The sequence below is a fragment of the Aeromonas crassostreae genome, from assembly GCF_054052445.1.
In genome coordinates, this window is sequence record NZ_JBSTYM010000003.1 from 77,938 (window position 1) to 91,810 (window position 13,873).

Sequence of the window (13,873 nt, forward strand, 5' to 3'; positions counted from 1 at the left end):
CCATCGCCCCCGACGAGACACCGGGGTGGCGCCTCGTCGGGAGTGATTCATATGGAGAGGTTTTTGACCGTGTCGGAGACGGAGTTGGCGTCTTCGATGATCTCTTTGATGACGGCGGAGACGATGTTGGCCTGCTCCTGCCCGGCCATCGCCTTGTCGGACACCACGCTGACGGTCTGGGTGATGGTGGAGGTGATCTGGGAGTTGAGCTTGATGACGGAGACGATCTCGTTGGTGGAGGAGGAGGTTCTGGCCGCCAGCTGTCTCACCTCGTCGGCGACCACGGCAAAGCCCCGCCCCTGTTCCCCCGCCCGGGCCGCCTCGATGGCGGCATTGAGGGCCAGCAGATTGGTCTGATCCGCGATGCCGCTGATGGTGGAGATGATGGACTCTATGCTCCTGGACTGCTGGTTGAGCCGCTCTATCTGCTGGGTCACCTCCTCGACCGAGCTGTTGATGTGCCGGGAGGTGTCCAGCACCTTGTCGATCACCTCTCGCCCCTTGTCGGCGCTGGCGACCGTCTCGCTGGCGATGGCGCAGGCCTTCTTGGCCGCCTCGCGCACCGACAGGGCCTGCTCGACCCGCTCAGTGATGTCGCTCGCCAGCTTGATGATTTTCACCACCTTGCCTTCGTGGTTGAAGATGGGGTTGTAGGTGGCCTCCAGCCAGATCTTCTGGCCCTGATGCCCCAGACGCATGAAGAGGCCGGACTGGATGTTGCCCGTGCCCAGGTCCCGCCAGAAGTGGGGGTGCTGGCGATAGAAGTCCTCATCGCAAAACAGCCGGTGATGCTGGCCCGTCACCTCCTCAAGCCGGTAGCCAAAGCAGTGGAGGAAATTCTGGTTGGCGGTGATGACGGTGCCGTCCGGCTGAAAGTCGATGACGGCCAGGGACTTGTCCAGGGCGGCCAGCAGCGCCTGGCTGCGCTCCAGGGAGGATTGCTGCCGGGTCACGTCCGAGGCGACCTTGGCGACCCGCACCACCTTGCCCTCGACCACGATGGGGAAATAGGTGGCCTCCAGCCAGATGGCCTGGCCCGATTTGGCCTGGCGGATGAAGCGGCCGCTGCGAAAGGTGCCCCTGCGCAGATCCTGCCACAGGGCTTCGTAGTCGCGGGTCTTGACGTCATCGGGGAAGCAGAGGGTGCTGTGGTGCTGCCCCAGCACCTCGTCGCGCCGATACCCCATGATGGCGAGGAAGCGATCGTTGACCAAGGTGACTATGCCGTCCGGGGTGAACTGGATATAGGGCGCCTGGGACTGGATCGCCTGCTCGAAGGCGTCCAGCCCGGCGACTCTTGCGGTTTCTTCGCGTTGTTCATTGCTGTCCGTGTGTTTCCAAAACATGTGGCGCTCCTCCGTGAGACCCCTTTGACGCTTTTTTCTGACGATATCCGACCGGCTCAATACTAGTACAACTACCTTGCCGACAGCAGAGGGTAATTGGGGGTAATGCGCTGTTTTCATGTTGTTTATGTCCGCTTTACCGGCAAGTGGCACGGCCGCGATCGGGGGTGGCGCCAGGGCGGCCGAGGGATGGACCTGCCTGCCGAGATCCGGATCGTCCCTCCCGTGGCCCCCTTTTTTGTCTATTTTCCCGGCCGTTCAACACATCAGAGCACCTTATCTCGGCAAGATGAGGTATCTTATGCCCGATTTCATCCATCAAACGGATAAGAGAAAACACATGATCATCAAACCCAAGGTTCGCGGCTTTATCTGCACCACCACCCATCCGGTTGGCTGTGAAGCCAATGTTCGCCGTCAGATTGCCTACACCCAGGCCAAGGGCACCATCGAGAATGGGCCCAAGAAGGTGCTGGTGATCGGCGCCTCCACCGGTTACGGCCTGGCTTCCCGCATCGCCACCGCCTTTGGCTCCGGCGCCGCGACCATAGGTGTCTTCTTCGAAAAGCCGAGCTCCGAGACCAAGACGGGCTCCGCCGGCTGGTACAACTCCGCCGCCTTCGACAAGGCCGCCAAAGAGGCGGGCCTCTACGCCAAGAGCATCAATGGCGATGCCTTCTCCCACGAGTGCCGCGCCAAGGTGATCGAGCTCATCAAGCAGGATCTGGGTCAAATCGATCTGGTGGTCTACTCCCTGGCCTCCCCGGTGCGCAAGCTGCCGGACACTGGTGAAGTGGTGCGCTCCGCCCTCAAACCCATCGGCGAGACCTACACCACCACCGCCATCGATACCAACAAGGATCAGATCATCACCGCCACCGTCGAGCCGGCGAACGAGGAAGAGATCCAGAGCACCATCACCGTCATGGGCGGCCAGGACTGGGAGCTGTGGATGTCTGCCCTGCGCGATGCAGGCGTGCTGGCCGACGGCGCCAAGTCCGTGGCCTACTCCTACATCGGCACCGATCTGACCTGGCCCATCTACTGGCACGGTACCCTGGGCCGCGCCAAGGAAGATCTGGACCGCGCCGCCAGCGCCATCCGTGGCGATCTGGCCGCCAAGGGCGGCACCGCCCACGTGGCCGTGCTCAAATCCGTGGTGACCCAGGCTTCTTCCGCCATTCCCGTGATGCCGCTCTATATCTCCATGGCCTTCAAGATCATGAAGGAGAAGGGCATCCACGAGGGTTGCATGGAGCAGGTGGATCGCATGATGCGCACCCGTCTGTACGGCGCCGAGCTGGCACTCGACGATCAGGCCCGCATCCGCATGGATGACTGGGAACTGCGAGACGACGTGCAGCAGACCTGCCGCGATCTCTGGCCCTCCATCACCACCGAGAACCTCAGTGAACTCACCGACTACACCGGCTACAAGCAGGAGTTCCTGCGCCTGTTCGGTTTCGGCCTGGACGAGGTGGATTACGATGCGGATGTCAACCCGGACGTGAAGTTCGATGTGATCGAGCTGTAAGGCTTTCGCCTTCGCCATGAGAAAGGGCCCCGTCTGCTGCAGACGGGGCCCTTTGCTATCCGGCCTGGCCCCTGCGGGAGAGGCCGCCAGCCAGAGAGGCTCCCGCGGGAGCCTCTCTTTGTCATGCCGGTGGTTGCAATCTTACTGCTTGTAATCTTTCAGGAAGCGGGCGAGGCGGCCGATGGCCTCTTCCAGCTCCTCTTCCCGGGGCAGGAATACCAGGCGGAAGTGATCCGGCGCGGGCCAGTTGAAGCCAGTTCCCTGCACCAGCAGGAGCTTCTCCTGTTGCAGCAGATCGAACACCATCTTCTGGTCGTCGCGGATGTCATACACCTTGGGGTCGAGGCGCGGGAACATGTAGAGCGCCCCTTTGGGCTTGACGCAGGAGACCCCCGGGATCTCATTGAGCAGCTCCCACGCCTTGTCCCGCTGGCGGCGCAGGCGCCCGCCCGGCAGGATCAGTTCGTTGATGCTCTGGTAGCCGCCGAGCGCGGTCTGGATGGCGTGCTGCATGGGCACGTTGGCACACAGCCGCATGGAGGCCAGCATCTCCAGCCCCTCGATATAGCCTTTGGCGCGGCCCTTGGGCCCGGTGATGACCATCCAGCCCTGACGAAAGCCGCAGGCACGGTAGGCCTTGGAGAGGCCGTTGAAGGTCACCACCATGACGTCGTCGCACAGGGTGCAGACGCTGGTGTGGGAGATGTCGTCGTAGAGGATCTTGTCGTAGATCTCGTCGGCGAAGATGATGAGGTTGTGCTGGCGGGCGATCTCGATCACCTCCAGCAGGAACTCGCTGCCGTAGACGGCGCCGGTCGGGTTGTTGGGGTTGATCAGCACCAGGCCGCGGGTGCGCGGGGTGATGCGGGCACGGATGTCGTCCAGATCCGGATACCAGTCGGCCCCTTCATCGCAGCGGTAGTGCACCGCATGGCCACCGGAGAGGGTGACGGCGGCGGTCCAGAGCGGGTAGTCGGGGGAGGGCACCAGCATCTCGTCGCCGTTGTTGAGCAGCGCCTGCATGGCCATCACGATGAGCTCGCTGGCGCCATTGCCGATGTAGATGTCGTCGATGTCGACCTTGCGCATCCCTTTTTGCTGGTAGTACTGCATCACCGCCTTGCGGGCAGAAAACAGCCCCTTGGAGTCGCAGTAGCCCTGGCTCTGGGGCATGTTGAGGATCACATCCTTGATGATCTCCTCCGGCGCTTCGAAGCCGAACGGAGCCGGGTTGCCGATGTTGAGCTTGATGATGCGGTGGCCTTCGTCTTCGAGACGGCGAGCCTCTTTATGCACCGGGCCGCGAATGTCATAGCAGACATCGTCGAGCTTGTGCGACTTGTCGATGGTGAACATAGTGAACGAGATCCCCTGGGGCACGTTGGCGAAAAAGGCGATTTTTAGTATCAAATTTCTTTGCCTCTATTCTTCACAGAATTGAATGCTAGAACAATCTTCTTTTTAGAATAATTCCCTGATTTTTAGCATTCAAACAGAGTTGCCAGTTTGTTAAATTCAGCATGATCGTTTGCTCGGTGGCGACATAACCAGTGAAAGATGAGGGAAGGGATAGATATCAGCAGCGAGTGTGTTGAATTAGCGCGTGCTTATGGCACGATTGGCTTGCGTGAAAAACGCTCGTTTGCCCCCCTGGCGGGCTCTGGCATCGTCAGTCGGGCGGGCAGGTACAGGCGGGCCACGGGGCCCTGGAGATGGACTGGGAGATGGGAATGGATCAGCAACAGCGGGGCCCCTTGCCGGGCCCGGGGCGCTATCGTCACTGCAAGGGGGGATTTTATCGGGTGCTGACCCTGGCCCGGCACACCGAAACCGGGGAGGCCCTGGTTGTCTACCAATCCGAGCAGGATGATGCCGTCTACGCCCGCCCGCTCACCATGTTCATGGGGAGCACAGAGTATCAGGGGCAGCTGGTGAGCCGTTTCACCCGGGTGGCGTAAACCCGGACGCCGGCATAAGAAAAGGCGCTCTGGGCGCCTTTTTCATGGACAGCTGTCTGGTCACAGGCCCAGGCGGGCGTTGGCATAGGCCTCAAAATCGGTGCAGCCGCCGATGTGCTGCTCATCCAGGAAGATCTGCGGCACTGTGGTGACGGGTTTGCCCGCCTTGGCGGCCAGATCGTCCTTGGTAAGCCCGGCAACGTTGATATCCACGTAGTTGAAGTCAAAATCGTCGCGCTCTTCGCGCAGTTGCTCGGCCAGCATCTTGGCGCGCACGCAGTAGGGGCAACCGGGACGACCATAAATCTCTACAAACATTTTTCTCTCCGTTAGGTAAGGCCGTTGAGACGAGGCGGGTGACAGGATAGCCTCGGCTTCTGGCCAGTCAAAGTGGAAATTGTCGATGTGGCCGTTCGCCACGCTCGATTGCTCGTGCCCTTTATTGCCTGGCACACAGGGATTGATTGCCCGGCGATCTGGATGGGTTGCTGCTGCTAGATGCTCTCAAGCACCCCTTTCTCGAACACTGTCCAGAGTGATGGGGCCGCCTTGCTGGCAAGGCCGCCCGTGTCCTTTATTGCCTGGCACACAGGGATTGATTGCCCGGCGATCTGGATAGGCTGCTGCCGGTAGAGGCTCTCCAGCACCCCTTCCTCGAACAGGGTCCGGGGGATGGGGCCGCCTTGCTGGCAAGGCTGCCCGTACCCATTACTGCCCGGCGATCTGGATGGGTTGCTGCTGGTAGATGCTCTCCAGCACCCCTTTCTCGAACACGGTCCAGGGCCAGGGCGCTTTGCTGGCGCGATAGCGCTCGTGGGTCGCCGGATCCTGGGAGAGGCCGCGCTGGAACATCACGAAGGCCTTGCGTTGACCGCCCGCGGTGTCGATGAAACCGGCCAGATTGGAGGTGCCGGTGATGGTGCCGGTCTTGGCATGCACCTTGTTTTTCATCATGGGGGCGGTGACGCTGCGCCGCCAGGCCAGGGTGCCGTCCACCTGAGAGCTCGGCAGCAGCTTGATGAAGTCGAGCTCGGCGTCGTTCTTCTGGATGAAGCTGAGCACCGACAGCATCTGGCGCGCGCTGATGAGGTTGTGGGCGGAGAGCCCGGAGCCGTCGGCCAGGGTGGCGTTGCCCAGGTTGATGCCGTGCTTGGTCAGGATGGCACGCACCGCCATGGTGCCGCTGCGATAGCTGCCCGGCTTGTTGTAGTAGTGACGGCCCACTGTCTTCAAGAAGGTATCGGCATAGGTGTTGTCGGATTTTTTCAGCATCCTGGCTAGCATCACCGGCAGGGGGGCCGAGGCGTGGGTCGCCAGGGTCTCGGCGCCCTGTGGGGCCTTGTGGGTGACCCGCAGCAGGCCATCATGCCGGATGCCGGCCCTGTCCATGGCCCAGCGGATGTTGTCCCAGCCCCAGGCTTCCACGTCGTGGATGGCAAAGCGGAGTCCCTGCGGCTCCTTGCTTGGGGTGATGCAGCCCTTGAGCTCGTAGTGATTGCCCTTGGCCATGTCCACCTCCAGGGCGCAGAACTGACGTGCCATGTCGCCATAGCTCATCACCTCCACGTTCTCGGCGCTGATGCTGATGGGTACCCCTGTGGCCACGTTGCCGGTGGCGGGCCTGCCTATCTGGGGGGCGGTGATGGTGCCGTAGGCGCAGTTCTTGTCGATGATGACCGAGGAGACGGGGGCGGCGAAGCAGAGGGTCTGATCCCCCCAGGACCAGCCGTTGCCGCGTTCGTAGCCGTTGTAGGCGCCGGTATTGACGTAGACGTTGCCCTGAATGCGGGAGACGCCCAGCTGCTTGAACAGGGCGAGCAGATCCATGCGCGACAAGGTGGGGTCGCCGACGAAGTTGATCCAGAGATCCCCATTGAGGGCGTTGCCCTGCCGGGCGCCGGGTTTGGCCTGGATCTCGGTACTGAAACGAAAATCGGCCCCGAGCTCGAGGCGGGCCGCCAGGGCGGTCAGCACCTTCATGGTGGAGGCGGGGGCTATCATGTCGTCGGCGTGACGGGCGAACTCCACCCCGTTGTTGCCTTGCACTATCACGGCATATTGGCCGCCCTGGGGCGGGGTCAGCGGGGCGGCCTGGGCCGCCAGGGAAACGAGAGCACACACACCTATCAAGAGCCGCTGCATAACATCCTCTAACGTAACGAAGGGGCTGGCGCGGGAAGGCCAACCCTGAAAACCAAGATATTCATCTGTTTGGGCCAGACACCGTCCTAGCCAGGGGCGTTGGCGGTGCGGTAGCGGCCGTCGTAATCAAAAATCTTCTCTTTCACCTGCCAGAAACGCCCCGACTTGCGGGCGATGACGAAGTCCGGGTGGCGAAACTGGTGCTCTGCCGCCAGCACGCTCGCCAGGGTGGTGAATTCGGGCTCCAGGCTCGGGGCGGGCCAATGATGACGCACAAAGCGTTGTTGAAACAAGCGTTGCGCCCCTTGAGTGTGGAAAGAAAAGTACTCCATCAGGGTGAGGCCATCCTCGTCGTGATAGGTCACCTCCAGCCGCTCCCCCTGTTTGCCACGCCCGGCGGCCAGGGTCAGCCCCGCGCAGCGGATCACCATGCAGTCCTTGAGATTGAGGGCCTCCTTGAGCTTGTCGTCAGGATCCACCAGCAACTGATCGCAGTGCTGGCAGCGGCGGGCGGCGATGTCGTTTTCGCTGCCGCAACCGGGACAGATCTTGGCGCGAAAGCGGTAGTCGCACTCCTCGCGGTGACCCTCGTCATCTTCAAACAGTCCCTGACAGCGGCGACCGTAATGCTCGACCACCTTGCCCTCCTCGTCGGTCTTGCCCCAGAAGGTGTTGGCAAAGCCGCAGGCGGGGCAGGGTACCTGCACCGGTTCGGTGCCGGCGTGGGGCCTGGGTTCCCCCACCTCGGGGGCGAACAGGTTGAAGTTGTTGCCGGCGTAATCGAGTACCAGGCAATCGGTCTTGCCCGGCGACAGACGCAGGCCCCGGCCGACGATCTGCTGGTAGAGCGAGACCGACTCGGTGGGCCTGAGCATCACGATGAGGTCCACATGGGGGGCATCGAAGCCGGTGGTGAGCACCGCCACGTTGACCAGAAACTTGATTTCCCGCCCCTTGAAGGCGTTGATGAGGGCATCGCGCTCCGGGCCCGGGGTCTCGCCGGTGACGAGGGCCGCGCGCTGGGATTGGGCGCTGAGCAACCCCTGGATTTCCCGGGCGTGCTCGACGGTGGCGGCGAAGATCATCACCCCCTGCCGCTCGCGGGCATACTCCAGTACCTGACTCACTATGTGGGGGGTGACCCGCTCCTGGCGCCTGAGCTCGCCATTGAGGTCCGCCTCGCTGAACAGGCCGTTCTCCCGCGCCACCAGCTTGCTGAAGTCGTAATGAACTATGGGGGCATCGACCATGCGCGGCGGCGTCAGGTAGCCATTTTTCACCATGAAGCGCAGGGGCAGCTCGAATACGCAGTCGCCAAACAGCCGCTCGCCGTGGCTCTTGACCATGCCGTGGTAGTGACGCCGGTAGATCCAGCCCAGACCCAACCGGTAAGGGGTGGCGGTGAGGCCCAGGATCTTGAGGGCCGGGTTGGCGGCTTTCAGATGCCCGATCACCTGATGGTACTGGCTGTCGTCATCGAGCGAGACCCGATGGCACTCGTCGATGACGAGCAGGGAAAAGGCACCATCGAAGGCATCCAGGTTGCGGGCCACCGACTGCACCGAGCCGAACACCACCTGGGCGCTCGCCTGCTTGCTGTTGAGGCCGGCGGCGAAGATGTCGGCCTTGAGCCCCCAGGCCTCGTACTTGCCGTGGTTTTGCTCCACCAGCTCCTTGACGTGGGCCAGCACCAGCACCCGGCCGCGGGCCTTGCGGGCCAGCTCGGCGATCACCAGGCTCTTGCCCGCACCGGTGGGCAGCACCACCACGGCGGGATCCGGGTGCTGGCGAAAATGGCGGATGACGGCGTTGACGGCGTCGGTCTGGTAGGGTCTGAGAACGAACATGAGGGCGTGGCGTGTGGACATGGCGCGGCGCAGGATGGCGCCATTATAGGGGGCTTGGGGCCACAAAAACAGCGGGCCGGCATGATTGCCGGCCCGCAGGTACCACCAAGGTACGCTTAGTGGAAGGGGAACAGGTAGTTGAGCCAGCTGCCCATGCGCATCAGGATCTTGCGCATGACGGCCACATGGTGGAAGTGTTCGGTGTAGATGGCGGCCTGGCCGCTGGAGCCTGCGATCACCTGGTACTGGGCCCATTCGGGGTCGGTGATTTCGAGGACGATGGGCAGGCGACCCGGCACCTGGGCCGAGCTCTGATCGATGAGGCCCGCCTGAGCCTGGATGTTGCCTGGCGCCATGGCAGGGATCACGGACTGCACCTTGGCCTTGAAGATGCGACCAGGGATGCCATCGAGCACCACTTCGGCCTCATCGCCCGCCTTCAGGCGCTGCATGCTGTTTTGCCAGAACCAGCCGACATAGGCATTGGCATCCTCGTGGATGAAGGTCATGACGGGGCGGTACATGAAGGGGGCGGCGATCATACCGGGGCGCAGTGCCAGCTGTACCACATGGCCGTCGCTTGGGGCATGGACCACGGTCTGCTCCAGATCATATTGAGCGATCTTGAGCTGGGCATTGAGATCATCCAGGGCGGCTTTTTGCTGGTCTATCTGGGCGATGATGTCATCCACATTGGCCTGGGTCACATCCAGGTCACGTTGCTTGCCGATGCCCCGTCGCATCAGCTCCTGGGCGCGATCCCGGTCCAGGCTGGCGGAGCGCTTCCTGGCGTCGAGCGCCTTGAGGTAATCCTGATTGGAGGCGAGCCGTGCCGTCAGGCTGGCGACCTTCTGCTGGAAGGGCTCGGCGTCGATGCGAAACAGCACGTCACCCTGCTTCACCGGTTGGTTGGCCTGCACCGGCACCTCGGTGACACGGCCCTTGACCAGGGGCACGATGGGGGTGGAGACGTAGTAATTGCGTGCCAGTTCAGAATAGGGATGGTTGTAGTTCATCAGCATGATCAGAGTACCAATGATGATGATGCCACCCAGTGCGGCAGTGGGCACAGTCCATTTATTGAGCGGGATATGGAATATTTTGAAGACGGCCACACACAGGGCCGTGTAGGTCAGGATTAATAGAAAGTCCATGGGTTATCCCTGTTGTTCGCTCTGTTCGATATTGTTGATGCGGCTCTTCAAGTCGGCCAGCTCCTGCTTCAGCGAGGCTAATTCGTTCTCATCTTTCTGCAACCGCTGATTGAAACCCCAACCGCGTTCGGGGCGATAGAGGGTGGCCCAGATCCAGAGGAAGGGCCAGAGCACATGCAGGGTAAACAGGCTGACCCAGCCCGCCACGTGAATGGCATCCTGGTGCGGGTGTTGGCGATGCTTGGCTATTTCATAGGGAATATCGTGAATGACGATGATTCCGTAAAACATGGCCAAGACAACGAACACCAATATACCCAGGGCAATATAATCAAGTGCCATCTCTCTCTCCCGTTTGCATCCCAGTGGCAAGGCCAATGTCAGCCTAGCATCGACAGTCTATCCGTCGCCATGATGACAGTATATTTTCCCAGCACAAAGAGGAAATTACGTGCGGATCTTGGCGATACAGTCTTCATTCAGGGACCTATTATGGAGAGGGGAAACGGCGGTTTTCTTCACACGGAATGTGACTTGGCACCAGGGCATGGACCGAGCAAAGCCAGGTGGACCATGGGCAGGGAGGCGGGTGTGGCGAGATGAAAAATAAATTTGCAGTGCAGGCGTTATGGGCCGGGCTGTTGCTGGTACTGGTCAATCTGTCCCTGGTCACGCTGGCCTTTGGCGCCGAACCCAGGCTGGCGCCCACCGAACAGGAGCAGGCGCAGACCCTGGTGTTGCTCCATGAACCCATCGTTCTGCTGCAGGCCAAGTTCGGGCGCCTGGACGGGGCGGCCCGGGTGCGCCTGGTCAAGGAGCGGCTCAAACGGTTGCAGGCGTCCGACCTTGAACACCCCATCACCCTGGTGAGCGCCATGCGCTTTGGTCAGGATACGCGGGAGTTTCTGGTCAATGGCAAGCGGATCCTGGTGCTGGTGGAGGGGGATCTCGAGGCCCTGGATGAGCTGACCCTGGATCAGGCGAGCGAGCGCGTCCGGCAGCGACTCGACAAGGTGCGGCTCAAGTACCTGGAGCTGCACTCCACCCCCTATCTGCTCAAGGCCGGCGGCATGGCGCTGCTGGCCAGTCTGATCTTCTTCGGCCTGGTCTGGTCACTGCAATGGGGGCACAGGCGGTTCAGGAAGTGGTTGGCCCATCGCCTCCTGTTGCAAAAGGGGCTGATCCCCCATCAATGGCGCCAGGTGGCGGGCAATGTGGAGGTCCGCTTGCTTGGGATCATCACCCTGCTGCTGCTGTTCATGCTCGCCTATGGCTGGCTCACCTATGTGCTGGCACTCTTCCCCCAGACCCGGGCCTGGAGCGAGCGACTGGGGTCCTCCCTCTTCGCCCTGTGCGCCGACATGCTGGGGGGGATCATGGCCGCCATGCCCGGGCTGGTGACTGTGCTGCTCATCTTCGTCATCACCCGCCTGTTCATCCGCATGCTGGCCATCGTCTTCGATCGCATCGAGCGTGGCCAGTTCCGGGTGCAGGGGCTGCACGCCGAGACGGTGGGGGCGACCCGGCGCCTGCTCTCTGTGGTGATCTGGCTGTTTGCCCTGACGGTGGCCTACCCCTATCTGCCGGGGGCCAACTCCGATGCCTTCAAGGGGGTGAGCGTCTTCTTCGGCCTCATGGTGACCCTGGGCTCCGCCGGCATCATGAACCATGCCATGAGCGGCCTGGTGCTCATCTACTCCCGCGCCCTGCGCCCCGGCGATCTGGTGCAGATTGGCGAGGTGGAGGGGATGGTGACCGAGCTCAGCGCCCTCTCCACCAAGCTGGTGACCCGCCAGGATCACGAGGTGACCCTGCCCAACGCCGTGGTGGTGGGGGGCAAGGTGACCAACCTCACCCGGTTGGCGGGGGAGAAGGGGGTGGCCCTGCTCACCAAGGTGACCATCGGCTATGACACCCCCTGGCGTCAGGTCCATGCCATGCTGGAGCTGGCGGCCCGGCGCTGCGAGCAGCTCAACCAGGAGCAGGCCCCCCTGGTGCGCCAGCTCAATTTGCAGGACTGGTATGTGGAGTACGAGTTGCAGGTGCGGATGAAGCCGGGCTTGCTGCCCGCCGTGGTCAAGACCGAGCTTCACGGCCACATCCAGGACGTGTTCAACGAGTTTGGCGTGCAGATCATGTCCCCCAACTTCATTGCCCAGCCCGAGCAGGCGGTGCTGGTGGCCAGGGAGCAGTGGTACCAGGCGCCGGCCGAAGCGCCCAAAGAGGAGGGGGGGGCCGGCAACTGAGCCAGCCAACCGCGTCGGGGGCGCAACGAGAAAGGCCCGGCAGTGATGCCGGGCCTTTTGTCTTTGCCTGTCTGTTGGGGGCGGGTCAGCTCTCGTTGGGACGGCTCACCAGGGCCGGGCGGTACTTCAGCAGGAAGGCGACCGTGATGACGGCGGTGGAGGCCAGACCAATGATGGTGGAGATACCCATCTCCATGCCAAAGCCGATGGGGGCGTTGGCCAGGTAGGTGATGACCACGGCGGTCATGAACATGGCCGGTATGGTGCAGACCCAGTGCAACTTGGCTTCCTTGGCCAGGTAGGCGGCGCCGGCCCACAGCATGATCACCGCCGTCGTCTGGTTGGCCCAGCCAAAGTAGCGCCAGATCACCCCGAATTCCGCCTTGGAGATGAGGTAGCCCACCACGAACATGGGGATGGCGATCAGCAGACGCTTGACGATGGGCTTCTGGGTCATGTTGAGGAAGTCCGCCACGATCAGGCGGGCACTGCGAAACGCCGTGTCGCCTGAGGTGATGGGCAGGATCACCACGCCGAGGATGGCCAGGATGCCGCCGACGGTGCCGAGCAGGCCGGTGGAGACCTCGTGGACTACCGCGGAGGGGCCGCCGCTGGCCAGGGTGGCGTTCAGGGCATCCGTGCTCTCGTAGAAGGAGAGACCCAGGGTGCACCAGATCAGGGCGATGACCCCTTCACCAATCATGGCGCCGTAGAAGATGAAGCGGCCGGATTTCTCGTTTTGCATGCAGCGGGCCATCAGCGGCGACTGGGTGGCGTGGAAGCCGGACACGGCGCCACAGGCGATGGTGATGAACAGCAGCGGCCAGAGCGGCAGATCGGTCGGGTGCAGGTTGGAGAAATCCATCCCTGTGTTGTAGAACCCCTTGCCCGAGACCATGAGGCCGATGACCAGGCCCACGGACATGAACACCAGCAGGGCGCCGAAGATGGGGTAGAAGCGACCGATGATCTTGTCGATAGGTACTATGGTCGCGAGTATGTAGTAGGCAAAGATGGCGCCAATCCAGTAGACCAGATCGGTGGAGGTGAGGCTGGCCAGAAGCCCCGCCGGGCTCAGCACGAACACCACGCCCACCAGCATCAGCAAGATGACGGCGAACAGGTTCATGAAGTGCTTGGCGACCGTGCCCAGGTGCTCGCCGACCACGGTCGGCACCGAGGCGCCCTTGGCGCGTACCGACAGCATGCCGGAGAAGTAGTCATGGACGGCACCGGCGAAGATGCAGCCGAACACTATCCAGAGCATGGCGACCGGGCCGTAGAGGGCCCCCAGGATGGGGCCGAAGATGGGGCCGACCCCGGCGATGTTGAGCAGTTGTACCAGGTAGACCTTCTTGTCGGACATGGGCACATAGTCCACCCCGTCTGCCATGGTGATGGCGGGGGTCTTGAGCTCGGGTTTCGGGCCAAATATCCGTTCGATGAACTTACCGTATATGAAATAGCCGGCGACCAGCAGGCCGACACAGAGGAAGAACCAGACCATTGTTACGCTCCAATGCTTGTTATTGTGGTGTGCAAGGGGAGTCTAGGGGGCGGGTGTGTAAAGCGCATGTGAAAAAGCCTGAGCGGCCATGTAGCGGCGCGAGCGGCGGGCATCTGTGATCCCGCTCACGGTGCCGCGT

The 13,873-nt window shown here is 62.2% G+C and carries 11 protein-coding genes; 3 read left to right on the forward strand and 8 right to left on the reverse strand.

What is annotated here, in order from left to right; genetic code table 11:
- Positions 1-47: 47 nt before the first annotated feature.
- On the reverse strand, positions 48-1,346 hold the full coding sequence (locus ACW5W4_RS03385; protein ID WP_456688410.1) for a methyl-accepting chemotaxis protein: 1,299 nt from the start codon (positions 1,344-1,346) through the stop codon (positions 48-50).
- A 340-nt stretch (positions 1,347-1,686) separates the two neighbouring features.
- Here ACW5W4_RS03385 and fabV point away from each other — a divergent pair, with 340 nt between their 5' ends.
- The gene (fabV, locus tag ACW5W4_RS03390; RefSeq protein ID WP_456688411.1) at positions 1,687-2,880 is read left to right on the forward strand and encodes an enoyl-ACP reductase FabV; all 1,194 of its coding nucleotides are present in this window, start codon (positions 1,687-1,689) and stop codon (positions 2,878-2,880) included.
- A gap of 141 nt (positions 2,881-3,021) precedes the next feature.
- Here the strand turns inward: fabV and ACW5W4_RS03395 are convergent, their stop codons facing one another.
- Complete coding sequence (locus tag ACW5W4_RS03395; RefSeq protein ID WP_041994966.1) at positions 3,022-4,236, reverse strand: pyridoxal phosphate-dependent aminotransferase; 1,215 nt, start codon at positions 4,234-4,236, stop codon at positions 3,022-3,024.
- Positions 4,237-4,610: 374 nt separating this feature from the next.
- On the opposite strand from ACW5W4_RS03395, the gene ACW5W4_RS03400 reads away from it, so the two are divergent.
- Positions 4,611-4,838 (forward strand): DUF1653 domain-containing protein, encoded by a 228-nt coding sequence (locus tag ACW5W4_RS03400; protein ID WP_456688412.1) that lies wholly within the window; start codon positions 4,611-4,613, stop codon positions 4,836-4,838.
- 60 nt (positions 4,839-4,898) lie between these two features.
- Here the strand turns inward: ACW5W4_RS03400 and ACW5W4_RS03405 are convergent, their stop codons facing one another.
- From ACW5W4_RS03405 to ACW5W4_RS03425, 5 genes are all read right to left on the reverse strand, one after another.
- The gene (locus ACW5W4_RS03405; RefSeq protein ID WP_456688413.1) at positions 4,899-5,156 is read right to left on the reverse strand and encodes a GrxA family glutaredoxin; all 258 of its coding nucleotides are present in this window, start codon (positions 5,154-5,156) and stop codon (positions 4,899-4,901) included.
- A 390-nt stretch (positions 5,157-5,546) separates the two neighbouring features.
- A complete protein-coding gene (gene dacB / locus ACW5W4_RS03410) occupies positions 5,547-6,980 on the reverse strand; it encodes a D-alanyl-D-alanine carboxypeptidase/D-alanyl-D-alanine endopeptidase (RefSeq protein WP_456688414.1) in 1,434 nt (477 codons plus the stop codon).
- Positions 6,981-7,066: 86 nt separating this feature from the next.
- Positions 7,067-8,827 (reverse strand): DEAD/DEAH box helicase, encoded by a 1,761-nt coding sequence (locus ACW5W4_RS03415; RefSeq protein ID WP_456688415.1) that lies wholly within the window; start codon positions 8,825-8,827, stop codon positions 7,067-7,069.
- A 116-nt stretch (positions 8,828-8,943) separates the two neighbouring features.
- On the reverse strand, positions 8,944-9,981 hold the full coding sequence (locus ACW5W4_RS03420) for an HlyD family secretion protein (RefSeq protein WP_427262493.1): 1,038 nt from the start codon (positions 9,979-9,981) through the stop codon (positions 8,944-8,946).
- Between the two features lie 3 nt (positions 9,982-9,984).
- Positions 9,985-10,323 carry a DUF3302 domain-containing protein gene (locus ACW5W4_RS03425; RefSeq protein ID WP_456688416.1) on the reverse strand — a complete coding sequence of 113 codons (339 nt, stop codon included), beginning with the start codon at positions 10,321-10,323 and terminating at the stop codon, positions 9,985-9,987.
- A 257-nt stretch (positions 10,324-10,580) separates the two neighbouring features.
- Between ACW5W4_RS03425 and ACW5W4_RS03430 the strand changes: the two genes are divergently transcribed.
- On the forward strand, positions 10,581-12,227 hold the full coding sequence (locus ACW5W4_RS03430) for a mechanosensitive ion channel family protein (protein ID WP_456688417.1): 1,647 nt from the start codon (positions 10,581-10,583) through the stop codon (positions 12,225-12,227).
- 85 nt (positions 12,228-12,312) lie between these two features.
- Here the strand turns inward: ACW5W4_RS03430 and ACW5W4_RS03435 are convergent, their stop codons facing one another.
- Positions 12,313-13,734, reverse strand: a complete 1,422-nt coding sequence (locus tag ACW5W4_RS03435; RefSeq protein ID WP_456688418.1) for a carbon starvation CstA family protein — start codon at positions 13,732-13,734, stop codon at positions 12,313-12,315.
- Between the last annotated feature and the right edge of the window lie 139 nt (positions 13,735-13,873).

What these genes read in the sequence shown, in the direction of transcription:
- ACW5W4_RS03385 (WP_456688410.1), bottom strand. Translation starts at nt 1,346, where the DNA reads ATGTTTTGGAAACACACGGACAGCAATGAACAACGCGAAGAAACCGCA.
- fabV (WP_456688411.1), top strand. Translation starts at nt 1,687, where the DNA reads ATGATCATCAAACCCAAGGTTCGCGGCTTTATCTGCACCACCACCCAT.
- ACW5W4_RS03395 (WP_041994966.1), bottom strand. Translation starts at nt 4,236, where the DNA reads ATGTTCACCATCGACAAGTCGCACAAGCTCGACGATGTCTGCTATGAC.
- ACW5W4_RS03400 (WP_456688412.1), top strand. Translation starts at nt 4,611, where the DNA reads ATGGATCAGCAACAGCGGGGCCCCTTGCCGGGCCCGGGGCGCTATCGT.
- ACW5W4_RS03405 (WP_456688413.1), bottom strand. Translation starts at nt 5,156, where the DNA reads ATGTTTGTAGAGATTTATGGTCGTCCCGGTTGCCCCTACTGCGTGCGC.
- dacB (WP_456688414.1), bottom strand. Translation starts at nt 6,980, where the DNA reads ATGCAGCGGCTCTTGATAGGTGTGTGTGCTCTCGTTTCCCTGGCGGCC.
- ACW5W4_RS03415 (WP_456688415.1), bottom strand. Translation starts at nt 8,827, where the DNA reads ATGTTCGTTCTCAGACCCTACCAGACCGACGCCGTCAACGCCGTCATC.
- ACW5W4_RS03420 (WP_427262493.1), bottom strand. Translation starts at nt 9,981, where the DNA reads ATGGACTTTCTATTAATCCTGACCTACACGGCCCTGTGTGTGGCCGTC.
- ACW5W4_RS03425 (WP_456688416.1), bottom strand. Translation starts at nt 10,323, where the DNA reads ATGGCACTTGATTATATTGCCCTGGGTATATTGGTGTTCGTTGTCTTG.
- ACW5W4_RS03430 (WP_456688417.1), top strand. Translation starts at nt 10,581, where the DNA reads ATGAAAAATAAATTTGCAGTGCAGGCGTTATGGGCCGGGCTGTTGCTG.
- ACW5W4_RS03435 (WP_456688418.1), bottom strand. Translation starts at nt 13,734, where the DNA reads ATGGTCTGGTTCTTCCTCTGTGTCGGCCTGCTGGTCGCCGGCTATTTC.